This is a genomic window from Ruegeria sp. C8, from assembly GCF_056537565.1.
Window position 1 is genome coordinate 82426 of sequence record NZ_JBQFRV010000011.1, and the last position, 21848, is coordinate 104273.

Below are 21848 nucleotides of genomic sequence, written 5' to 3' on the forward strand. Positions count from 1 at the left end.
GTTACCGGATCACCCCTTCCAGCACGGCGCGGAAGCGAGGTTGTAGATGCTGCATCAGCAACGAGGCCACGGCTTTGTCGGTTAAGTCCAGAACGACGCCCTGATCCTCGGCCCGAACACGGATACCATCCTGCGCATCGTCCGCAGCATGCAATTCAACCTGTTCGCGCAGCATTTCGGCGGTCAGGCCAAGTACGTATTTCGTCAGCTTACCGGACTGGATGTCATCAGCGTTTTGCTTGATATCCTCTTGCGTGGCGACCTTTGCGGGCAGGATGACCTGAACCTTGCCCTCGAGATTGGCGCCCTCAGCCGCGCGCCCGACAACCTCCAGGATCATCTGTTTCAGCAGGTCCGGGTCTGCCATTTCCTTGGTGACGAGGCGCGCCACGTCCTCTCGAAACCGATCCGTCAAGCCCGCCTTCATGGTCAGAACCGCGTCCCGCATGGCGGTGTTCAATGCTTCTTCGCCTGCCGCGCGATAGCTGTCGGAGTCGCTGCGAGCCTTTTTCTGGTAGGCATCCGCCTCACGCTTGGCGTCCGCCAGAATCTTGGTCGCTTCGGCCTTGGCATCCGCCCTCAGCTTCTCGGCATCCGCCTGCCCGGCGGCCACCCCATCACTGCGCAGTTTGTCGATCAGCGCGTCAACGCCGTGCGAGATCATGCCATCCTGTGCCATCAACTGATCCCCGCACTGATCACGAGGGCGAAGACGAAGGCGAAGACGCCAAAGCCTTCGATAATAGCCGCCGGAGCCAAGGACAGGCCGAAAATCTCAGGCTTTTCTTTGGTCGCATTAATCGCGGCGGCACAGGCCCGACCCTGCCAGATTCCGCAATACATGAGCGCGATGCCTGACAGGATGCCGATCCCGAACAGCCCACCCGCGTTTTCCGGCGTCACATCGCGGTTGAGCGTGAACATGATGACGATCCCGTAGATCACCATCGTTGACGGAAAGGCCGAGACACCGACGAACCGGCCATAGCCGCCCTCCGTCTCGGTCATCGCACCAATACTGGCCATGCCCGCAATCGAACAGCCAATCGCACTGGCCGCCGCGCCCAGCGCCATGGGGGCGTAGATGCCCAGCCAACCCAATGTCAGAACAAGCTCATTCATTCCTGAACCTCCTTGCGGGCGAACGGACGAAAAACAATGCCTTCGTCCGGTAGGCCCCATTTAAAGAATTCGATGTAATTAAGACGTAACCCGTGGACGACGCCGCTCATCATGGCGAGGGCGAAGTTCAGTATGTGGCCAATGATCAGGATTAGCAGGCCGAACAAAATGCCCGGCCCTTTCAGCGCGTGGATCACCGAGACGGCCAGATCGTTGAAAGTGATTGCAAGCGAGGCCGAGGCCAATCCGAGTGCAAATAGACGCATGTAGCTAAGGACATCTCCGAATGCGCCCATGGCCCCGGCAAGACCCTGCACACCGTCAATAAGTCGCCAGAGCCAGTCGATTGGTTTTTTGATCTGCCTCTCGCTGGTAAACAGCAGGATCGCCAAAAGACCCGCGCCCAATATCATCGCGCCCGGCGTTGCTGATTGGCCTTTCATGTAGCTGAGCCACAGGACGAACCCGCCGATCAGCGCCGCGATCCAACCCAGGTTCGCAACCGCTTTACGCTGCCCCCATGCCGCGCGCGCGGCCAGTGCGTTGGCCAGCACAAGGTGCAAGACACCGACAACAATCGAGATCATCATCATCGCGCCGAAGTTATTCAGATCCAACAGTTTTGCTTTTGCCAGAAGGGACCCATCGGGCGGTGCGACCCCGAAATAGCTGCCAACCAGAACGCCATACAGGATGGTCGCCACCGAGACGATCACGCCGTAGCGCCTCCAGGATTGTTGGCTGACCGTCCCGCCCAAACGCTTCCAGAACAATAACAGGCCCAGCAGAATGACGGCCCCGTATCCAGCATCTGCCACGATCATCGCAAAGAAGAACGCGAAAGACGCAGCGACGATCACGCTCGGGTCCCAGTCCTTGTAGCCCGGCACTTGGTAAAACAGCGCCAAGTCCACAGCAGCGCTGCGCTGTTCCGGCTGCTCCAGCAATGTGGGAGGGGTGTCATCGGCGCCCGGGTCTTCGATCAGAACGGCGGCGTCTTTCGCCCCCGCCATCTCCAGAACCGCATCAATCCGATCTTCTGGCACCCAGCCCTGCAGGGCGAACATCGCCTCTTCGTCACGGACCTTCTGGGTCGCGTGGGCCAACTCCGCCGCACTTTCAGCTACGGACAGGTTGCGCCGCATCAGCGTTAGATATCGGGTCTGCGCAACCCGTTCCGCCTCAAGCGCTTCGATCGCGATCTCTGCCTCTTCCAGCTGTGCTTCCAACTCGTGGATCGGCAAAGACCCGGTATGCGTGCGCGGGACCTGCAGGATATCGTCGGCCGGTTCGTCTGGCGCAATCAGGACGGCATAGATGAAGCGGTGATCCTGTTCGAGAATGGCCCAAGGCAGCGCCAGACCTTCCAACGCATCCCGATGCTTTAGGGGCAGTTGGTAGAACCACAACCGGTTGCCCGCTAGCACATCGTCGGGCGGGAAATCCAAATCCCCCCAAGGCTGCACCTGAGCAATTCGATGGGCCAGAAAATCCCGCCGGTCCGACATGTCACGCGTACGCTGCATCAGGTCCAGCACGTCTTTGACGAACTGATTCATCTGGAACTCAGGATCGCGTTGTATTTGCCTGCGAGGCTCGGGGACATCGGTCAGGAAACGCAGCGCCTTGTATGCTTCATGCGCGCCCCGTTCGTTGACCTTTTCCGGCTCAGCCGGCGGCGGCGCCAGGGGCAGAACATGCATACAGCCCAGAGCCTGCAGCGCCTCAAGCGTTTCGATCTTCTGCGCCGCCCGTCCCACCAAAGACAGCTTCTTAAGCCGTGCAACACTCATGACATGGCCTCCTGCGCATGTTTGCGCTTGGAGATCTTCGAGCGCACGACGGCCTGCATCTGCTCATCACTCAGATAGATGCGGATCTTCTTGATATTGGCCTTGGCGCGCGGGATCAGAACCTTTTCGAACAGATTGACCCGCTGCGTGATCGTGGCGACGGCCTTGTCGAATATCTTCACCCGCTCTTCCGCCACTTTGACCCGCAGACGCGCCTCAATCATGTCGTGCAGCAACTGCGCGGCGGCGTCGACCCAATGGGGCTTGGCCAGCCGTGAGTACGGCCGAACCGAAACCTCAATCCGGTCAAGGGCGGGCATCTTGACGCCCACGACATTCACCTCTTTGACTTTGTAGTCTGTCAGCTGTACCAAGCCATCAAGATCAATGCCCTTCTGCGCCAGCATGGGGAGCTTTGCGCCAACCTGTTGCGCCAGATCGCTCACTTCGTCTTCCAGACGCTTTACATCTTCTCGTGCCTTGGCGCGTTCGGCCATCAACTGCTGGCGCTTCAGGTCCAGCGACGGCAGGAACCGCTCATAGCTTTTCAGCTGTGTCTGCTCGCGGGCGAGCGACGACTTATTCAGCTGCAACCGCGCCATCACCGTCCTTTGGGAAATACTTGTCGATCAGAGCTTGCTTCATCAGCAATTGTTCAGGCGCAAAACACTCGGCCAGTGTTTTCCAACCCAGATCCAGCGCGTCCTCCAACGGGATCGAGACATTGATATCCATGAACCGCTTGCGGAACAGCGCGCCGAATTTCAGCAGTTGGTGATCGTAGTCCGACAGATCAAAGGCCATCGCCTGCTTCTGCGCGGCATCCCGGCTTTCCGAATAGAAGCGGATCATCGTGTTCATGATCTGCCCGTGATCCTCACGTGTAGTCTTGCCTATGACGTTCTGCTTCAGGCGCGAGAGGCTGCCGAACGGGTCAATCACACCCGAATGCAGGTAGAACTGCCCCTCAGTGATGTAGCCCGTGTTGTCCGGCACCGGATGGGTCACATCATTGCCGGGCATCGTCGTGACGGTCAAAACAGTCACCGAACCCCCCTTGGCATAATCACAGGCTTTCTCGTAGCGTCGCGCCAGTTGCGAATAGAGATCGCCCATATAGCCACGCTGCGAAGGGACGCGCTCCTGACTGATGCCCACCTCTTTCATCGCATCAGCATAGGCGGTCATGTCGGTCAGAAGCACGAGAACGCGCTTACCCTCTTCCACCGCGAATTTCTCGGCCACGGCCAGCACCATGTCTGGCACCAGAAGGCGTTCGACCAGAGGGTCCATGGCCTGATTGACAAACATCACAGTGCGCGAGAACACCCCTGCATCCTCAAACGAAGTCCGAAACGTGTGGTAGTCATCGAAGATCAACCCCAACCCGCCGAAGACCACGATATCCGCGTCCGCCTGTATCCCGATGCGGCTGAGGAAGGCGTTGAACGGTTCGCCCGAGACCGAAAAGATCGGGATCTTCTGACTTTCGACCAACGTATTGAACACGTCGATCATTGGCACGTCGGTGCGGATCATCTTGTTGGGCACGGCCCGCTCGGCCGGGTTCACAGTTGGCCCGCCTATCTCGATCCGCGGTTCGGATGACAGGTCAGGGCCGCCGTCTATCGGCTCTCCCGCTCCGTCAAAAACGCGTCCCAGAATATTGGCGGAATACGGCGTCTGCATCGGGTGACCCAGGAAGGTCGCTGTCGCCTCGGTCGAGATGCCCTTGGTGCCCGAGAACACTTGCAGCGTCACCACATCCCGGTCGATAAAGATCGCCTGGGCCAGCGTTTTATGCCCATCGACCGTTTCGATCACCGCCAGATCATTGAACCGAACAGCCGGTGCGCCACCATCGTCAACCGGCACACGAACCTTGATCGTGTCGCCGACAATTTCCAAAACACGTGTATACTTCAAAAGACTCTGAGACATCGCCTACCCTAAGTCGCAGTTTTAAGAGTTTAAATTCTTTCCACTTTCGTGCTGCCCACCAAAGCATCAGCGCCGGAGGGATTTATATTGATCTGGCAAATCTGGTTGCCGCTAAGTTAATAGACGTTTCCAGCCTAAAGCAATGAAATCGTTTTAATTCAGACTGGATTTTGTCTTTACTCTTCGCTTTCTGGGTCGTGCCGGTGATGACTCTGACGCTGGCTTTGCCTCAGTTCCAGCATCGCCACTGTAGTCCAAAACCCGCACAAGCAGATTGGCCATCTCTTCCAGTTCTTTAGAGGGCGTTCGGACTTCACCTATGATGTGTTTGACGAGATCGACGGCTTCAGTGCGCCGCGCTTTGTCCGGCAATAGATAAGGCAACGTTTCGACCGCACCCTTCGGATCGAAAGTGGCGACCAGAGATTGCTCATGCAGAATACGTTGACGGTCGGTGACCGAAAGGCACTTGAACGGCGCTTCGTGGTGAAAGATATGCGCCCAACGGTGTAAAATCTCGGCACGAAAGCCTTTGTGACTGTCAGCCAATAGAACCAGCATACGAATGACCGCCTCGGGCAGACCCCCTTGCCGCATATGAGCAAGCACAGCGCTGACCTCGGGCAGATCGCGCAAAGTCGCCGGATCCGGCAGGGTACGGCGAGCTGCATTCCTTTGCCCGAACCAAGACGCAAACGGCCCGCCCCAAATTGCGTAGAACGACGCCTCATACCAGGCGTCGCGCAGATCACGGCCAAAATCCATCGACTGCTCAATCCATTCTCCGGTGAGTTTTTCCCATTTCAGAAACGGATTTTCAGCATCGGCAGGAGCGCGCTGCGCTCTGGCATTCTGCGCCAGAGTTTCGATTCCTTTCCCCAAAATTGTATTCGAAGACATCGCAGCGCGCTGTGCACGCAATGGATTTGCATCGCGCAAAGCCCGGGCCATCACCGGTGACGACAGGGCTTGCACCGCCGGGCGAGCGAAGGTTTCATAAGCTCCTGCTTGCACTTCGGACATTTGCGCCACTGCGGCAAAGCTGGTCTCATCCTGCCGACCGTCATCCAATGCTGCGACATCGGAAAGCGTACGCTCGACGAAACGAACTTCGAACGACTTATCGACCCCATCCCCTTCAATGTTATCAATGATCATCTCATAGAGACCCGGCGCCATTGCCTCGACCGTCTCAAGTGTAGACGCCAAGCCTGCGTGCTCTTTGCGCGCGACCTTGGAGGAAACAAAGATGCCCAGATGTCCCACCTCATCATGAAGCATGTAGATGATGCGCTGGCCGCGTACCCGTATCTCTTCTTCGTCCGCATAGGTTTCGGCAATCCAGTTCAACGCCTGTTGCGGCGGCGTGATATTGTCGCCATGGCTTGCAAAGACAAAAATCGGCGCTTTGATCGCCTTGAGATCAACGGGAACTCCGGGTTCCAGTTGCGCGGTATTCTTGACCAGCCGGTTTCCAACGAACAGCTGTTCGACAATCCATCGAATTTCGGCCTCGTTCAGAATGAAAAACCCACCCCACCAGCGCTCAAAATCAATGAAGCGCTGCCTGCCGGCTTCGGGATCGCGATACAGATCGAAATATTTGCCAAAGTAGTTTCGGCTGGGGTTTAGCTGCTCGAAATTCATCACCAGATTGGCGCCGTCGAACTTGCCATTCCCCAAATCTGACCAGAACATCGGCTGCCAGGTGCCACCAAGCATACCACCGTTGTAGCGCATGGGGTTTTCACCAACCTCACCCGACCAAGGTGCAACCGGCGCTCCGTTGAGCACCAAAGGTCCGTTCAGATCTGGGTTGCAGGCCGCCATCAGCAATGTCGCCCAACCGCCCTGGCAGTTTCCTGTCACAACTGGTTGCGGGCTTTTGGGGTGACGCGCGCTGACTGTTCGAACAAATCCAGCCTCGGCATGCATGACGTCGGCTAATGTCTGACCTTTAACCGGATCACGGCCGAAGCTCACAAAATAGACCGGATGGCCCTTGGCCAGCGCCACGCCGACCTGGCTGTCGGACTTGAAACCACCAATACCACCCCCATGACCGGCACGCGGGTCAATGATGATGTAGGGGCGTTTGTGATCGTCTACGTCGATCCCTTGCGGGGGGACAATGCGCAATAGCTGATAGTTGCAAGGCCGGTCGAGCTCCGCCCCGTCAACGATCACTTCGTAGTCATAGGCGAGCACCGGCGGGCATCCGGCCGCTTCATGTTCGAGGAAAACATCGCCACGCTCACGCAAGGCGTCCATCGTCAAGGCGACGCGCTGACCAGCATCCTTGACGTAGTCCGCCCAAGCCGAGCCAACAGATTTCGTCTGCGTTAATTGAACTGCAAGACCTCGCAGTTCGTTTGTCAGTTTTAACCCCCGATCCGAATGGTGTTCAGTTATCTTCTGAGCCTGAATTGTGGCGGCGCGAGACAGAATTTCATACTGAACGCCAGATTGGTCGAGCACGTTGGAAATCGCGTCAGACATATTGCTGTTCACGGCCGCTATGTTTTCACCATTTGCTAGGTTCGATGCCTTTTCATTCGCGCGTGAATTCCGAGCCATTGATCTATCCTTCCTCAGACGATGCTGTTTTCATCGTCGATGGGGTATATGCCCCTGATAAAATTGAACGCCTCGCGGCTTGCAATAAACGCTGCACAGGCCGACATCTTCAATGGTCGCGAAGCAATACGTGGGTGCACGATTTACTGCAGCGCACCGAAATTGACTGTCCCGGTGAGTACGCGGGTTTTCAAAGGGCCGGGCGACATCTTCGCTTTGCGACTGCAGCGCGCGTGCATTACCCCACGCGATCGACCGATCGCTTGCCACTCCGATGACGACAGCTTTTGACCTGTTCAGGCGGAACATCGTGGCGCCTCGATTTCTGCGGTGCAGCATACCACTTCTCAATCGATTCGAAACAATTGAATGGTCAAACTATCTCGCCAACGCTGCGACAAAGTCGTTCAGAAGCGAGCTCGTGGCGCATCCTATTCCGCGACAGTCTCTGACGACTCGCGTCGTAGGAAACAGATATGCGACCGATCCAAGAGCACGGACAAGGGTTAAGTTGATGGCTGCACGCCAATCCCGGATCGCCCCCTCTCAGAGCAGACGGCATTCATCAGAACCAGTTTTGGGCGTCAATTGTCGGAAGCTTCGCGACTGACCTCATCAAAAACACATCTGCTCTAGACGCCAATCAACACCTCATCCGCGACTTTTCTGAGCATGAGAGAACAAGCAACCAACTGTTCCTCGGAAACAAACTCATCAGGCTTGTGGCCTTGTTCCGCCATAGACCCTGGGCCACACACCACTGTCGCGATGCCGAGGTCTGACAGAACGCCAGCCTCAGTTCCGAATTCAACGTGGCTTGTGTCACCGCCGCCAGAGGATTTTACCAGTGAGACCACCGGTTCAGAGCTGGCGACCGACAGCCCGGGGTATCCCGCCAACGCCCGAAGCGAGATTTGGGCAGCCGTTGGAAACTTGGCCAAAACCGCGTCTGCTGCCTGCTGAAGCTCGGCTTCGATCTCGTCGGGGTCATCTTCCGCCAGATGCCGGAACTCAAACACAAGCGTCGCCTTGTCGGGTACAAGGTTGAGCGCTGTGCCGCCGGACAGCTGGCCAACATGGAAGGTCGTATAGGGAACATCGTAGGCGTCGTTGCGGATCCCAGTTTGTTGGGCCTTCTGCTGCATCTGGCGCAACTCTGCGACGAAATCGACAGCAACGTGGAGTGCGTTTACAAATTGCGGGGCCAGTGCGGAATGTCCGGCCTCTCCTCTTATGTCGGCGCGGTAGGCACGCTTGCCTTTGTGACCAATGGCGACCTGCATCTCGGTCGGCTCGCCCACAATGGCCAGTTTGGGGCGTCCCAAGAGCGCCGGTAGCTGCTTTTTCATACGTGAAATCCCGACGCAGCCGATCTCTTCGTCGTATGACACCAAGAGCTTTAAAGGCGTTTTCAGTTCCCGACCGTGCATGGCATCGGCAAGGGCCAGCATCTCAGCCAGAAAGCCTTTCATATCGGTCGTTCCACGCCCGTACAATCGGCCTTCCTGTCGGGTAAGTTTGAAGGGGCTTACGCTCCAATCCTGCCCCTCAACCGGCACCACGTCGGAATGCGCAGAGAGTAACAGCCCACCTTCAACAGATGGCCCGATTTCTGCAAAAAGCCCTGCCTTAGGTTCGTCAGGATCTGTGATGCGCTGCACCCGAAAGCCGCGATTGCGCAGAAAGTCTTCGATATAGGCGATCATATCGAGGTTGGATCGGGCACTGACGGATTCAAAGGCAACCAGACGCTCCAGAACCTTTAGCGAGACACTCATGAAAGCGCTTCTCCTCCGATGGCGCGAAAGGCGCCCGCACGGGCCTGAGCTTGCGCATAGTCTATGAACGCAGAAACGGTGCGCGATTTTTCCGCACCGTGGGTGGTCAAAAGGCCCATTCTCAAGGACCGAACCGGCCCGGTGATCGGCACACAAACCAGCGGGTTGCCGTCCGGTGATGTATTGCTTTGCGGGCGCACATTGGCGATGGAATAGCCAAAGGCGTTCCCGACCATCGAACGCATCACAGCCATGTCTCGCGTCAGCTCCACAATGCGAGGCTGGCGCGAGGATGCCGTAAAGAGCGACAGGAAGTAGTCGGTACTGATCGGCAAATCGAGAAGGATCATTGGCAGGTCCGCCAGATCATCAATGGATACGGATGTCCGTGTCGCCAATTCATGCCCGGCATGCAGCAATGCAAAAGGGTTCAGGCGCACCAGCCCTATGAAATTCAGATCGGTTGGAATATCCATGTCATAGGTCAGCGCAATGTCGATCTCGGACCGTTGCAACGCGTTGAAAATCTCGGCCTGGTTCAGTTCTTTCTGGGCGATCCTGACATCGGGAAATCCGGTTTCAAACCCGCGCCGCAACCGCGGTAAAACAAGTTGCGCAAAGGTCAGGAGGCAGCCCACTGCGAGAGGGCCGCGCGCCGTACCTGAAATATCGGCGGCAATGTTTGCGATCTCTCTCGCGTCGTTCAGGACCTGGCGGGCTTTTTCAAACACCCTTTGCCCACCTTGTGTCAGTGACAGGCCCTGCGCGTGTTGCCGCACAAACAGCGAAATCGCCAACTCTTCTTCAAGCTGGGTGATGGCAGATGAGATCGACGGCGACGAGACGTTCAACCGGTCTGCAGCCCGCGCTATACTGCCTGTTTCGCCAACCGTAACAAGGTACTCCAACTGCCGGAGGGTCAGACGCGGCACGCAGACGCTCCTATTTTAGAGATGTTGTCAGAGGTCTTAGCGGCTCGCATAGTCTCAGGCCAGATCAGGGGCACTATCCTGTTGGGCCAGCCATGTTTGGAAATCGCGGATCGTGCCTTCATAGTCATCCCCTGCCAGCGGCCCTTCGATCGCGTGGGCAGAATGCAGCGCGACCTGCATGCGCTCAAGCTTTTCGCGATCCTCGCGGTTGACCTCTTCCCAGAGCGCGATTCGCCCCTGGATCGTGTCGTGATCGAGGTTATCGCGATAGACGGACATCGTCCATTTGACGCGGATCAGGTTCGCGTTGATCGGGAAAATAGACAGCGATACGAGCAGGCTGGCGGCTTGGCTGGCCACCTGCGTGGGAAACTTGGCAAAGAGGGACGACCGTTTTCGTTCTGCCTCGCTCAGGCCCGCCGCGCCGTCTCCGCGCGGCGTGATATTGTCCGGGTAATTGGCAGCGTAGGAGGTGTATCCATCCCCGCTGACCAGCTTGCGCGACAGCCCTGACGGGGTGTAGCCGTGCAGGGTTTGCGGATGGACCACACTCAGGTGGTAGCCTTCCATGAAGTTCTCAACCAGGCATTTCCAGTTGGTCTGCCAGTTCTCTTCAGCCACATGCACAAGGCGGAAATCCTCGGTCTCATAGGGCGCTAGCATGGCATCAAGCTCGGGGTGTTCAAACGGCGGGGCGTTCGGTGCCAGGTTCACGTAAATGAACCCGTTCCAAAGCTGCACCTGGTGTTCCGGCAGCCTGCAGGATTTGGGATCAAAGCCCGCGTTCTCCATTCGCGGCGCACGCAGCAAGGCACCGTCGCGCCCATAGGCCCAAGCGTGATACGAGCAAACAAACCGTTTTGTATTGCCGCTTCCTTCTGCCAGTGGCATTCCGCGATGCCTACACACATTCGCAAGGGCACGGATTTCACCTTCATCGCCGCGCACGACAAGCAAGGGTTCATTCAGAAGCTGGACAGTGAAGAAATCACCGGGTTCAGGGATTTCATCAACCCGACCCAAGCAGTGCCACCCGCTGCGCAGCACAGTCTGCGCCTCGTGGTCGAATTGCTCCTGCGAGGTATAGAACGCGCCGGGCATGCCCATCGGGCGATCCGCGGGCAAGGCGGCCAAGTCTTGAAGTTTCGTTCGCAAATGGGTCATCCCGGCCTCCCTTGTTGTTATGTCTTACGCGTCCCCTGGCACGCCATAGGAGGGCGCGGCGGAGGGATCGAGTGCGCGGCGCACGTAATCGTCCAGTTGTGGTTTGTAGACGTCCCAGGCGGTTGCAACCGCTTCAATGGGGCAATCCTCGGTCCAGTCGCAGCGCAGGTCGGCCACGGGCCAGCTGACTTTGTCGACCAACATCAGACCCGCGGAATGCACGGGCCCGGCCTCGCCCCCGGCAACAAGCCCAGCGCGCAGTGCAGCAATCAGCCGGTCACCCAAGTGACCTGTCGCATCTTCGAATGCGGACACGATGGCAGCGGGTACACCGTCATGGGCCAGAAGATTGCCCCCCGATGCAACATCCCTGCCCTGCGCCTCGTTCCAGTTGCCCAGCACGTTTTGGCCTGAGTGGATGGCTGTGGTTCCGTTCCGGTCAATCGCCAGAAGTTGCCTGTACGCGATGTGCGCGGCCTCACCAGTGATTTGGCGCACCGCCGCCTCAGCCGAGGCGCCCTGTTCCATCAGATCGAGCGTCTTTGGACCAAGGCTCGGATCGGTGACATTCTGGCTTGCCACCGCACCAACGCCTGTACGCGCATAGGCGCAACGGGCTGCAACTGCCGGAGAAGAAGACGAGATCGCCACGCCAAACATGCCGGTCTGCGCGCAGCGGGCCACAAGAGAGAAAGTCACGGGGCTAGTCCGGGATCACGGCGGTGGCGTCAATCTCCACCAGCCATTCGGGCCGTGCCAGAGCCTGCACCACAAGCCCGGTCGAAACAGGATGCACGCCTTTGATGTATTCGCCCATGGTCCGATACACAGCCTCACGGTGGCGGACATCGATGATATAGACGACCACCTTGACGAGATGCTCCATTTCGCCGCCTGCTTCTTCGATCAATTGTTTGATGTTCTGCATCACCTTGTGGGTCTGCTCTGCCGGGTCGTGGCTATCGATGTTCTTGGCATCGTCCAGGTTCTGCGGGCACTGCCCGCGCATCCAGACAGTACTCCCGCCGCGGGTGACAACGGCTTGGCACAGGTCATTGTCGAGCGATTGTTCAGGGTAGGTATCGCCGGTATTGAAGGGGCGGATGCGGGTGTGAGCCATATTTAGGACGCGCCTCCTGCGTCGATCTTTGACATCAGATATTGCGCAAAGTCGTAGTTCGGGCGTTCCAGATGGCTGAGATGCCCAGGCGTTGCCGCTTCTGAACACAGGCCCCGAAACACTTTTTCGGTGCAACCGCGATCTTCGACATTCACGTCATCCAGAAGCGCCTTGAGCGCGGTGAAATTGTCTTGCGCATCCGGGTCATCCGCAAAGTCATTCGACATGCCACCGCCAAAGCGGATATGCACCTGACCCGGCCCTTTGGGATGCAAGGACAGATACCAGAAATACCCTGGCGTCAGCGTGATCATCAGGCTTGGATAAAGCGCCAGAAGAAAGGTCGTGCGGCGTTCATCGCCTTTCAGCCGGTCATTGCTGGGATGCGCCATGGCGATGCGCAAGGATTCATCCTTCAGAATCGTGTGGTAGTTGAAGGCCGGGCTGCCGGGTGGGCAAATCATGTCCTCCAGCCGCGACAATCCACCAATCGTGCCCGCGTGACACACCGGCAAATGGTAGCTTTCCATAAAATTCTCGGCCAACACCTTCCAGTTGGTGTCCCAGACGTGTTCTTCATAGAACGCCTCGGAATAGTTGGCCATGTCATAGCCTTCGATCATGGTCGCCACTTCGGACAGCTGCTCGACCACGGGGGCTGCATTTGGATCAAGGCAGACAAAGACCCAGCCCAGCCATTCCTCGCAGCGGACCTGAGGCAACGCGTAGTTTTCTTTGCAAAACCCCTCGTTCTGCTTCATCGCGGGCGCTCCGCGTAGCTTGCCGTCGAGGTTGTAGGTCCAGGCGTGATAGGGGCAGACGATTGTCTTTGCATTCCCGCGCCCTTGCAAAAGCGTCGACATGCGGTGCAGGCACACATTGCTCATCGCGCGCAGATCGCCGTCTCTGTCACGCAACACAACGATTGGCTGCCCAGCCAGTTCACAGGCCACATAGTCCCCGACAGACGACAAGGCGTCCGCCCGGCCCACACAGTACCAATCCTTGCGGAAGATGTGCTCCAGCTCTGCATCTACAAAGCTCTGCTCGGTATAGACCTCGGTCGGCATGGCCCGCGCACGTTCAAATGGGACCGAGGTGTTCGCGCGCAGAGCGGCGATAGGATCAACGTGGTCTTTGGGCATGAACGAACCTCTTTGCCTGAGTCGCGGGCGGTCACCGCATTCACATACTGAGACGGCTTTTGCCGGAAACAAACCAAAAGTCTATCTTACCGGTGATTAGGTAAAATCTAATCGACATAAGATGATACAAAATTAGGGTTGCACAAGCAAAAGAAGCGGCCGGGCCAACAGATACCCAGCACGGCAAAAAAGGTGACGCGATGGAAAACTTCGACACGGTGGTGATTGGCGCAGGTCAGGCGGGCATTGCCACAAGCGAGCATCTCCGTGCCCAAGGCATTGACCACGTCCTTTTAGAGCGGGGCCGCATTGCCGAACGTTGGCGATCCGAACGGTGGGATTCACTCGTTGCAAATGGTCCGGCATGGCATGATCGCTTCCCGGGCCTGGAGTTTTCCGGCGACCGCGACGCCTTTCCGCGCAAGGAATGCGTGGCCCAGTATTTTGAAGACTATGCCAAAATGATCGACGCGCCCGTGCGCACCGGCGTCACGGTGACGCGTGCGCGGCCGCATGAAAACCGCGCGGGTTTTTTGATCGAAACGTCACAAGGTCCCATAGAAGCGCGCCACCTCGTCTGTGCCACAGGGCCGTTTCAGAAACCGGCAATTCCGCCGATCATACCTGAAACCTCTGACGTTCTGCAGATGCATTCCATCGCGTATCGCAATCCCGAGGCTTTGCCTGAGGGCGCCGTTCTGGTCATCGGCGGCGGTTCCTCAGGATCGCAGATCGCCGCCGAGTTGCACGATGCTGGGCGCGAGGTTTTCTTCTCCATTGGCCCCCATGACCGACCTCCGCGTCGCTATCGCGGGCGCGACAATGTCTGGTGGCTGGGTGTTCTCGGCATTTGGAATTTGGATACACCGGCGCCCGGCACCGAGCATGTCACGATCGCAGTCAGCGGCGCGCATGGCGGCAATACCGTAGATTTCAGGAAACTTGCCCAGCGCGGTATCACTTTGCTGGGGATGTCGTCAGGATATGAAAACGGCGTTCTCCATATCGCTGATGACCTCAAAGCCAATCTCGATGCGGGCGACGCAAACATGTTGTCCCTGCTCGAAGCCGCTGATGCCTACGTCGCGCGCACCGGCATGGACCTGCCAGAAGAGCCCGAGGCCTGGGTCATAGCGGACGATCCCGCTTGTGTGTCGGACCCCATTCGCGAGCTGGACCTTGAGCGTAACAATATACGCACCGTGATCTGGGCAACCGGGTTCCAGTTTGACTATGACTGGCTGGAGGCAGACACGCTGGACGACCGAGGCAGACCGATCCATCAACGCGGTGTCTCTCCGGTGCCGGGGCTCTATTTTGTCGGGCTGCCTTGGCAATCGCGCCGCGGATCATCGTTTATCTGGGGCGTTTGGCATGATGCAAAGTTCATCGCGGACCAGATCTCTATTCAGGAAAACTATCTGGCCTATGCACCAAATTCTCCTTGAGAGGTTTTGATCAGCAAAAGAGAAACAGGCCGTTCTCATGAGCGGCCTGATCTGCCTGGCTCGGTTTTAATTTGAAGTCGAAAGTCTGGCTGTGATTGCCTGACATGTTGAAACCGAATGAATCCGGGCGTGCGCATATCTAAACGTATCGCCCCACGCGGTACCCTCAATTGCAACGGGCCGATCAACTTCGAATACAGTTTCCAAACTCATTCAAAACGGTAGAACCTCTTTGCAGTATCTTGGAACACGCTGTTCTGATGCGCGTCAGGGATCAGTTCTTGAAGGCGCGACACCAGTTCATGGTAAGTCGAAGAAAGACTGTCGACCGGAAAGTTCGATCCGAACATGCAACGATCGGCTCCGAATTGCGACAAGCAGGTTGAAACGATTGGCGCGACACTGTCGGTGCTCCAGTTGTGGTCAAACATACCAAGCCCAGAGAGTTTGCAATTGACGTGCGGCAGTTTGGATAGAGAACTAAGCGCCTCTTGCCAGTGACTTAACCCATCAGCACTGCGGTCATGTGGTGAGCCTGCGTGACAAAGAGCGACACGTGTACTTGGTGCCTGCGAAAGCACTTCGGCAGTTTGCTCCATCAGTTCGGGAAGCAATTGCAGGTCAAAGGAAAGGCCTCGCTCGCCCACGGCTTTGAGGCCGGTCTGGAAATCCGGGTTTTCAAGCAACTTGTTTGTGCCGGTCTTGGCATCTTCGCCGGGCGCGCGCCCGACGATCTGACGAACACCCCGGACCGAGGGTAGCGATTGAAAGCGATTCAGCTGGTAATCCAAATCATCAGCCGTCAGATCGCAAAACACGACCTGAACCAGCGGCCAGTCCGGATATTGATCGGCCACGGATTGCACCCACTGCGCCTCGGCCCAGGGATCGGCGGCGCCGACTTGGATATGAACCGAAGCCGAGAAACCCTGTGCCGACGCGTCTGCACGAAACTCTGGTAAAAAATAGTCACGCTGGATCGGCGTGGGGTCGCCAAAAAACCGAACGGCGCCCTTTTCCATCAACCAAGGATACTCCACCGCGTTCAGATCCCACAGATGGTGATGTGCGTCTATTTTCATGGTGTTTCAATCCCAGCAGTGCGGCCCAATACTTCGACCCCCTGTTGTTTCCAGAAATGCAGCAGGTCTATGAAAATCCAGTTTTCGGCCAGTTTGTCCTCGGCACGGCGATAAATGTCGATCACCCTGAACTCACCCGGTTTGCCAGTGGCCGGCATACCCATGAACCCTCCTGAGGGCGTTGCGGTGAAGTTGGGCCAGCCAAAGAAGCCGCCATAATGCCCTTCGGCCAGACGGCAGATATGCTTGGTCTTTGACCGGTCTTTGAAACCCGCGCGGAACGGTCCCGAGTGTTGCTTGGCATAGCGTTCGATCGTGTAGGTCGCGCCTATCCCCTCGGGCCCCCACCAGATCATGTCTTTATGCCAGGTTCTGGCCAACTCTTCCTCAAGCGGTAACCCGCCTTGCCACTGGCCAAGGTCCGAGATCATCGCATTGATCAATGCCAGTGTTTTCTCACCCTCTGCAACCGGCTGTTCCGTAAGCAGCAGGCCATCATGCGGCATTGGGCCAGGTTGCACCAGATGCGCCGCTGTTTGCGGAGGAAACGGGTTCTGCCCGGCCTGCACCATCAGGTGTGGTATGTCGAAATACATCGCCGTTTCCGTGATCTTGCCATCGGCGACCTTGTAGAACGCACAATAGCGCAGAAACGCCAGCTTTCCGGTCGGGCGAATGCCCAACCAAGGATGGTCGAACAGGCCCATCAAATGCCCCATAGTGACGACCCACACATCTGATTCATCACGTAGCGAATTCTGCCCGGCGAACATGATATCCACCCGATTTTGCAATCGTGTCAGACTGGATTTCAGGGGCATCCAGAATTGCTGGGCCACTTGTTCAGCATCATTGATCAAGTTGAATGGGTGAAAGCCGCGCCAAACTGAATCAGGTGTGCAGAAACGGCTCATGACGTTGGGAACGTCTTGGGGCGTCGCTGAATCCAATGCGGAATGAAAGTCAGAGATAACTTTTTTCTCTTTCTGGAAGGTCACGGTATTTTCCATTTTTGTCAGGGTGTTGCGCGTTTTGTGTCGCTGGAATGAATCGGGTATTTTCCACATTCTTGCATACGTATGCAAAAAAGTCTTGCCTGATTTGATATATGCGAATTACAGTTTTGCAAACGTATGCAAAACGAATCCTAGTTGGGGGCACCATGGCGGAAATTCAACTGCGTAACGTCGGCAAACGATGGGGTTCGTTTGTGGGGGTCCACAATTTTGACCTAACCATCGCAGATCGCGAGTTTCTGGTGCTGCTGGGTCCATCGGGTTGCGGCAAGACCACCACGATGCGGATGATCGCCGGGCTTGAGGACGTGACCGAGGGCGATATTTTGATCGACGGCAAGGTCGTAAACGATCTGGAACCCAAAGACCGCGACGTGGCGATGGTGTTCCAAAGCTATGCGCTCTACCCCAACATGAACGTCTATGAGAACATCCGCTTTCCGCTGAAAGTCCGCGGCATCGACCCGGCGACCCATGACGACAAGGTGCGCCGCGCCAGCGCAATGGTCGAGCTGGACGATTTTCTGCATCGCAAACCCGCCGAACTGTCGGGCGGTCAGCGGCAGCGCGTGGCCCTGGCCCGCGCCATCGTACGAGAACCGAACGTATTCCTGATGGACGAGCCTCTGTCGAACCTGGATGCCAAGCTGCGGGTCTCGACCCGGGCGCAGATCAAAAACCTCAGCCATGAGCTGGCGGTGACGACGATCTATGTGACCCATGACCAGATCGAAGCGATGACACTGGCTGACCGCGTTGTGGTGATGAAACAGGGCGTTGTGCAGCAGGTCGGCAGCCCGACCGAAATCTATGACCGACCCGCGAATACATTTGTCGCCAGCTTTATCGGCTCGCCCGCCATGAACCTGATGGAGGGTGAGGTCGCGGGCGGCGTGTTCCGTGCGGAACATGTTGAGATCCCAGTCAACGCGCCCGATGGCCCCATGACACTGGGTTTCCGGGCTGAGGATGCCAGTCTTGCCGAAGGCGCAGGCCAGATCACCGCACCGATCTACACGCTGGAGCTTCTGGGCGACGCGACCATGATATCGGTCCGGGTCGGTGGGGCTTTGGTGTCGGTCAAGGCCGATAAATCTTTCCGCGCCGAGATCGGGGATGATGTCTCATTCTCGGTGCCAACAGAAATCTGTCACCTCTTCGAAGCTGGAAGCGGTGCGCGGATCGGGGAGTAACCCCGCCAACAGCCCTTCGGGGCATAACAGCGGTCCGGGCGTCGACGACGGACCCATCCTGACAGGGAGAAACGCATGAAACTCAAGACGATCCTAATGGCAGGCGCCATGGCCATCGCGGCAAGCGGTGCATCGGCAGCCTGTTCCTATGAAAACGAAGTGCCGCTGAAATCGCTGTCGGCAGGGTTCGAAGCCTGGAAAGCAGTGACGGATGCGATGGCCGAGTGCGGCAATTTCAGCGCCTCGCTGGATCAGGAATTCCGCGAGAAGCAGCCCGAAGCTTTCGCTGCCAACCCCTCGCTCTATCAGATCGGCGGCGTGGCGAACGAAACCATGATCCCGCTTCTGAACGCGGGCACGATCCGCCCACTGGATGATCTTGTCGCGAAATACGGGCAAGACCTGCTGCCCAACCAGCTGATCAAGGTGGATGGCAAGGTGATGGCGATCGCTATGATGGTGAACGCGCAGCACCTGATGTATCGCAATGATGTTCTGGCCGAGCTGGGCATCGAAGAACCCAAGACCTATGACGACGTTCTGGCTGCCGCAGCCAAGATCAAAGAGGCCGGCGTGATGGAATACCCAATCGGCGGCACGTTCAAAACCGGTTGGAACCTGGCTCAGGAATTCGTCAACATGTATATGGGCGAAGGCGGCACGTTCATCGGCGAGGGCAACATGCCCGCGATCAACAACGAAAAAGGCGTCAAAGCGCTTGAGACGATGAAGGCCATGACCGAGTTCATGGATCCCGAATACCTTGTCTCCGATTCCACCTATGTCCAGCAGCAGTTCCAACAGGGCAAGATCGCCATGGCGAACCTGTGGGCCAGCCGCGCCGCTGCCATGAATGACGAGGCCGAAAGCCAAGTGGTCGGCAAGGTCACCATGGCCTCGGCTCCGATGGGATCCGAGCGTCCCTCGACCACGATCTGGTGGGACGGCATCGTTCTGGCCTCGAACATGAGCGATGAAGAGGCCGATGCCGCCTTCCGTCTGGTCATGGAAGGAATCGACGGTGACATGGTCAGTGCCAACAATGACACTGCCGTCTGGCTAAACGCGGCCTACCAGCCCGGCGAACTGGCTGCAGGCGCTGCCGCCTCGGCGGAAAACGGTGCGGGGGCCTACCCGGCCAGCGCCGCAATGGGTGTTCTGCACAGCGCCCTGGGCAATGGTTTGGCCGATTACCTGACCGGCGCCAAGGACGCGCAAACCGCACTGGCCGATATCGAGGCGGACTACATCACTGCCGCGAAAGAAGCTGGTCTGATCAGCAACTGATCCTCCCTGGGGAGGGCCCCGTGCCCTCCCTAATTCCCCACCCGAGAACCATGAGAAAGGCAGAGCCATGAATTTCAGGACATTTGCCGCCTTTGTTGGCCCCTCTGTCTTTATGATGCTTCTCTTTATCGCTTTCCCGTTGGTCAGCGTGTTTAAGCAGAGCTTTTACATCACCCAACCCGTCTATGAGACAGTCGAGGTCGAAACCTGTACCCCTGGCTTCCTGACTCAGACTTGTGTGACCGAGCAGAAATCGCAGCCCAAGCTGGATGAACATGGCGAGGTTATCACCCAGACCGAATATGTCGGCCTGCAAAGCTATCGCAACGTGCTGGAACCCGAGCGGGCCTGGCGCGCGATCACCGAGGGCAACTGGTCCGTGCTGTCCACCATCAACTTCTGGAAGGCGCTGCGATTCACGCTGACTTTTACGCTAATCACGCTGCCTCTGGTCATTGGGTTCGGGCTGGGCATCGCGGTTCTGATCAATAACGCTGCGGGGTCGATCCGCGGACCGGTCATCTTCATCTCGCTGCTGCCCTTCATCATCACGCCGGTGATCGGCGCGCTGTCGATCAACTGGTTGTTCCGTGGGGACGGTATCCTGACCGCACTGCTGGAATGGTGGTTGAACCGAGACATCGCCCTGTTCGCGCAGGCCTGGACGATTGAAATCCTGATGATGTTCTACCGCGTCTGGCACGTGGCCCCGTTTGCGGCCGTTGTGTTCTATGCCGGGCTGCAGACCGTCAATCAGGACAGTCTGGAAAGCGCCGTGATCGATGGGGCGACTCGTTGGCAGCGCATGAAATACATCGTCATTCCGCATCTGATGCCGCTGATCATCTTCGTATCGATGATTCACCTGATGGACGCTTACCGGGTGTTCGAAGAGATCGTCGGTTTCTCCAGTCAGGCTTATGTCATCTCGCTACAATGGCTGACCTTCGACTTCCTCGTGCCGGATCAGGCGGGCAACCGGTCGATCAGCCGGGCCTCGGCCAGCGCGATGCTGACCATGATCGGGATCGTCATTCTGCTGATCCTGCCGCTGCGCCGCACCTGGCGCGACCATAAAGGAGGCCACTGATATGTCCTCACGCGCGCTTCGCCAACCTCTCAGCCTGCGGCTGACATCAAACATCTTCCTGGCGTTCTGGTGCCTTGTCGCCGCCTTCCCGATCGTCTGGATTGCGATCATGAGCGTCAAATCCCCAGTGGACGCCTATGACAGCAACGCGCTGAACGTGATCTTTGGCCCGGCGACGCTGGCCACCGGGAACGGGTTGTCGGTTCTGGATATCATTCTAGGGATCACGGTGATCTGGGGCGCAGCCATGGTCGTAACCAAGGTGCTGCCCACGAAGATCAGGGAATACACTGCGCCGGGTCAGGCATGGTTCGGCTGGGTGGTCGGAGTGCTTGTTGCCCTGATCGCCTTCCTGCTGGTGTTCTTTGTGGTCTTGCCTGCGCTTCTGAACGTGCTGAACCCGCTATTCGGCCCTCTGGGTCGCGACGTGCTGGGCGTGACGACCGAGCACTACAAGACCGTCTGGGTCGACCGGGGCTTTTCCAACAACTTCAAAAACTCGCTGATCGTGACCGCAGGGGTTGTGACCGTATCGCTGACCGTGGGAACGCTGGCCGGTTATGGTCTGGCGCGGTCGGGCTCGACACTGGCCTTCTGGATCTTGCTGATTGCGCTGATCTTTCGCGCGCTGCCACATTCGGTTCTGGTGGCGGGCTACCTGCCGGTCTTCATCAACTCGGCCGAATGGCTGGCGCCAATTCTGGGTGAGAATGCACCGACGCTCTATGGCAAGCCTTTCGCCGTAATCGCGGTGCTGGTGGCGATCAACCAGCCGTTCACGATCTGGATGCTGCGCTCGTTCTTCCAGAACATTCCGGCCGAACTGGATGAGGCTGCGCGGGTTGATGGCTGCAACCACTTTCAGGCCTTCCGCCGCGTGATCATGCCGGTGATGTGGCCGGGGGTGATCACGACCGGGCTGTTCAGCTTCCTGCTGGCTTATAACGACTTTCTTGTGACCTCGCTGCTGCTTGATGCGCAGAACCAGACGATGGTCCCCGCCATTGCGGGCATGTTCAACCGCGAGACGACGACAACCGATCAGGTGGTCGCCGTAGCCGCTGCGGTGTCAATCATCGCCCCGCTGTTCTTCCTTGTGATGATCTTCCAACGCCAAATCGTAAGCGGACTGACCGCTGGCGCAGTAAAAGGATAAAGAA

19 protein-coding genes are annotated in these 21848 nt (G+C 57.6%); 5 read left to right on the forward strand and 14 right to left on the reverse strand.

Annotated elements, in window-relative coordinates; all coding sequences use genetic code 11:
* Position 1 precedes the first annotated feature (1 nt).
* The 12 genes from ACR0KL_RS15150 to ACR0KL_RS15205 form a co-directional block, all read right to left on the reverse strand.
* The gene (locus ACR0KL_RS15150; protein ID WP_170680113.1) at positions 2–679 is read right to left on the reverse strand and encodes a hypothetical protein; all 678 of its coding nucleotides are present in this window, start codon (positions 677–679) and stop codon (positions 2–4) included.
* Positions 679–1122 (reverse strand): ATP synthase subunit C, encoded by a 444-nt coding sequence (locus ACR0KL_RS15155; protein ID WP_170324458.1) that lies wholly within the window; start codon positions 1120–1122, stop codon positions 679–681. The genes ACR0KL_RS15150 and ACR0KL_RS15155 overlap by 1 nt, the downstream gene beginning before the upstream one ends.
* On the reverse strand, positions 1119–2915 hold the full coding sequence (locus tag ACR0KL_RS15160) for a V-type ATP synthase subunit I (protein ID WP_480777216.1): 1797 nt from the start codon (positions 2913–2915) through the stop codon (positions 1119–1121). Before ACR0KL_RS15160 ends, ACR0KL_RS15155 begins: the two co-directional genes overlap by 4 nt.
* Entirely contained in the window at positions 2912–3517 is a 606-nt protein-coding gene (locus tag ACR0KL_RS15165) for a V-type ATP synthase subunit D (RefSeq protein WP_170641219.1), read from the reverse strand. The genes ACR0KL_RS15160 and ACR0KL_RS15165 overlap by 4 nt, the downstream gene beginning before the upstream one ends.
* Positions 3495–4856, reverse strand: a complete 1362-nt coding sequence (locus ACR0KL_RS15170; protein WP_170680109.1) for a V-type ATP synthase subunit B — start codon at positions 4854–4856, stop codon at positions 3495–3497. Before ACR0KL_RS15170 ends, ACR0KL_RS15165 begins: the two co-directional genes overlap by 23 nt.
* Positions 4857–5009: 153 nt before the next feature.
* Entirely contained in the window at positions 5010–7433 is a 2424-nt protein-coding gene (locus tag ACR0KL_RS15175) for a DUF3141 domain-containing protein (protein ID WP_480777217.1), read from the reverse strand.
* A 632-nt stretch (positions 7434–8065) separates the two neighbouring features.
* The gene (gene argE / locus ACR0KL_RS15180) at positions 8066–9211 is read right to left on the reverse strand and encodes an acetylornithine deacetylase (protein WP_170680105.1); all 1146 of its coding nucleotides are present in this window, start codon (positions 9209–9211) and stop codon (positions 8066–8068) included.
* On the reverse strand, positions 9208–10143 hold the full coding sequence (locus ACR0KL_RS15185) for a LysR family transcriptional regulator (RefSeq protein WP_170680104.1): 936 nt from the start codon (positions 10141–10143) through the stop codon (positions 9208–9210). Before ACR0KL_RS15185 ends, argE begins: the two co-directional genes overlap by 4 nt.
* Before the next feature lie 54 nt (positions 10144–10197).
* The gene (locus ACR0KL_RS15190; protein WP_170680102.1) at positions 10198–11307 is read right to left on the reverse strand and encodes a Rieske 2Fe-2S domain-containing protein; all 1110 of its coding nucleotides are present in this window, start codon (positions 11305–11307) and stop codon (positions 10198–10200) included.
* A gap of 24 nt (positions 11308–11331) precedes the next feature.
* Complete coding sequence (locus tag ACR0KL_RS15195; protein ID WP_170473865.1) at positions 11332–12006, reverse strand: DUF1028 domain-containing protein; 675 nt, start codon at positions 12004–12006, stop codon at positions 11332–11334.
* 4 nt (positions 12007–12010) lie between these two features.
* Positions 12011–12427 carry a RidA family protein gene (locus ACR0KL_RS15200; RefSeq protein ID WP_480777218.1) on the reverse strand — a complete coding sequence of 139 codons (417 nt, stop codon included), beginning with the start codon at positions 12425–12427 and terminating at the stop codon, positions 12011–12013.
* A gap of 2 nt (positions 12428–12429) precedes the next feature.
* Positions 12430–13572 carry an SRPBCC family protein gene (locus tag ACR0KL_RS15205; RefSeq protein ID WP_170680100.1) on the reverse strand — a complete coding sequence of 381 codons (1143 nt, stop codon included), beginning with the start codon at positions 13570–13572 and terminating at the stop codon, positions 12430–12432.
* Positions 13573–13772: 200 nt separating this feature from the next.
* Here ACR0KL_RS15205 and ACR0KL_RS15210 point away from each other — a divergent pair, with 200 nt between their 5' ends.
* Positions 13773–15020 carry a flavin-containing monooxygenase gene (locus ACR0KL_RS15210; RefSeq protein ID WP_170680098.1) on the forward strand — a complete coding sequence of 416 codons (1248 nt, stop codon included), beginning with the start codon at positions 13773–13775 and terminating at the stop codon, positions 15018–15020.
* A 209-nt stretch (positions 15021–15229) separates the two neighbouring features.
* On the opposite strand, the gene ACR0KL_RS15215 is transcribed toward ACR0KL_RS15210, so the two are convergent.
* Together ACR0KL_RS15215 and ACR0KL_RS15220 are read right to left on the reverse strand one after the other, a co-directional pair.
* Positions 15230–16102: an amidohydrolase family protein gene (locus ACR0KL_RS15215; protein WP_170680096.1), complete on the reverse strand. Its 873-nt coding sequence runs from the start codon at positions 16100–16102 to the stop codon at positions 15230–15232.
* Positions 16099–17112: an ester cyclase gene (locus ACR0KL_RS15220; RefSeq protein ID WP_170680094.1), complete on the reverse strand. Its 1014-nt coding sequence runs from the start codon at positions 17110–17112 to the stop codon at positions 16099–16101. Before ACR0KL_RS15220 ends, ACR0KL_RS15215 begins: the two co-directional genes overlap by 4 nt.
* A 152-nt stretch (positions 17113–17264) precedes the next feature.
* Here ACR0KL_RS15220 and ACR0KL_RS15225 point away from each other — a divergent pair, with 152 nt between their 5' ends.
* The 4 genes from ACR0KL_RS15225 to ACR0KL_RS15240 all read left to right on the forward strand — a co-directional run bounded on the left by ACR0KL_RS15225 (position 17265) and on the right by ACR0KL_RS15240 (position 21844).
* A complete protein-coding gene (locus ACR0KL_RS15225; RefSeq protein ID WP_170641200.1) occupies positions 17265–18311 on the forward strand; it encodes an ABC transporter ATP-binding protein in 1047 nt (348 codons plus the stop codon).
* A gap of 75 nt (positions 18312–18386) precedes the next feature.
* Positions 18387–19598 (forward strand): extracellular solute-binding protein, encoded by a 1212-nt coding sequence (locus ACR0KL_RS15230; RefSeq protein ID WP_170641198.1) that lies wholly within the window; start codon positions 18387–18389, stop codon positions 19596–19598.
* 67 nt (positions 19599–19665) lie between these two features.
* The gene (locus ACR0KL_RS15235; RefSeq protein ID WP_170680093.1) at positions 19666–20688 is read left to right on the forward strand and encodes a carbohydrate ABC transporter permease; all 1023 of its coding nucleotides are present in this window, start codon (positions 19666–19668) and stop codon (positions 20686–20688) included.
* A gap of 1 nt (position 20689) precedes the next feature.
* The gene (locus tag ACR0KL_RS15240; RefSeq protein WP_170680092.1) at positions 20690–21844 is read left to right on the forward strand and encodes a carbohydrate ABC transporter permease; all 1155 of its coding nucleotides are present in this window, start codon (positions 20690–20692) and stop codon (positions 21842–21844) included.
* Positions 21845–21848 lie beyond the last annotated feature (4 nt).

Coding starts and splice junctions, on each gene's coding strand:
- ACR0KL_RS15150 (WP_170680113.1), bottom strand. CDS start 679: ATGGCACAGGATGGCATGATCTCGCACGGCGTTGACGCGCTGATCGAC.
- ACR0KL_RS15215 (WP_170680096.1), bottom strand. CDS start 16,102: ATGAAAATAGACGCACATCACCATCTGTGGGATCTGAACGCGGTGGAG.
- ACR0KL_RS15160 (WP_480777216.1), bottom strand. CDS start 2,915: ATGAGTGTTGCACGGCTTAAGAAGCTGTCTTTGGTGGGACGGGCGGCG.
- ACR0KL_RS15225 (WP_170641200.1), top strand. CDS start 17,265: ATGGCGGAAATTCAACTGCGTAACGTCGGCAAACGATGGGGTTCGTTT.
- ACR0KL_RS15210 (WP_170680098.1), top strand. CDS start 13,773: ATGGAAAACTTCGACACGGTGGTGATTGGCGCAGGTCAGGCGGGCATT.
- ACR0KL_RS15220 (WP_170680094.1), bottom strand. CDS start 17,112: ATGGAAAATACCGTGACCTTCCAGAAAGAGAAAAAAGTTATCTCTGAC.
- ACR0KL_RS15165 (WP_170641219.1), bottom strand. CDS start 3,517: ATGGCGCGGTTGCAGCTGAATAAGTCGTCGCTCGCCCGCGAGCAGACA.
- ACR0KL_RS15170 (WP_170680109.1), bottom strand. CDS start 4,856: ATGTCTCAGAGTCTTTTGAAGTATACACGTGTTTTGGAAATTGTCGGC.
- argE (WP_170680105.1), bottom strand. CDS start 9,211: ATGAGTGTCTCGCTAAAGGTTCTGGAGCGTCTGGTTGCCTTTGAATCC.
- ACR0KL_RS15205 (WP_170680100.1), bottom strand. CDS start 13,572: ATGCCCAAAGACCACGTTGATCCTATCGCCGCTCTGCGCGCGAACACC.
- ACR0KL_RS15175 (WP_480777217.1), bottom strand. CDS start 7,433: ATGGCTCGGAATTCACGCGCGAATGAAAAGGCATCGAACCTAGCAAAT.
- ACR0KL_RS15240 (WP_170680092.1), top strand. CDS start 20,690: ATGTCCTCACGCGCGCTTCGCCAACCTCTCAGCCTGCGGCTGACATCA.
- ACR0KL_RS15190 (WP_170680102.1), bottom strand. CDS start 11,307: ATGACCCATTTGCGAACGAAACTTCAAGACTTGGCCGCCTTGCCCGCG.
- ACR0KL_RS15230 (WP_170641198.1), top strand. CDS start 18,387: ATGAAACTCAAGACGATCCTAATGGCAGGCGCCATGGCCATCGCGGCA.
- ACR0KL_RS15235 (WP_170680093.1), top strand. CDS start 19,666: ATGAATTTCAGGACATTTGCCGCCTTTGTTGGCCCCTCTGTCTTTATG.
- ACR0KL_RS15200 (WP_480777218.1), bottom strand. CDS start 12,427: ATGGCTCACACCCGCATCCGCCCCTTCAATACCGGCGATACCTACCCT.
- ACR0KL_RS15155 (WP_170324458.1), bottom strand. CDS start 1,122: ATGAATGAGCTTGTTCTGACATTGGGTTGGCTGGGCATCTACGCCCCC.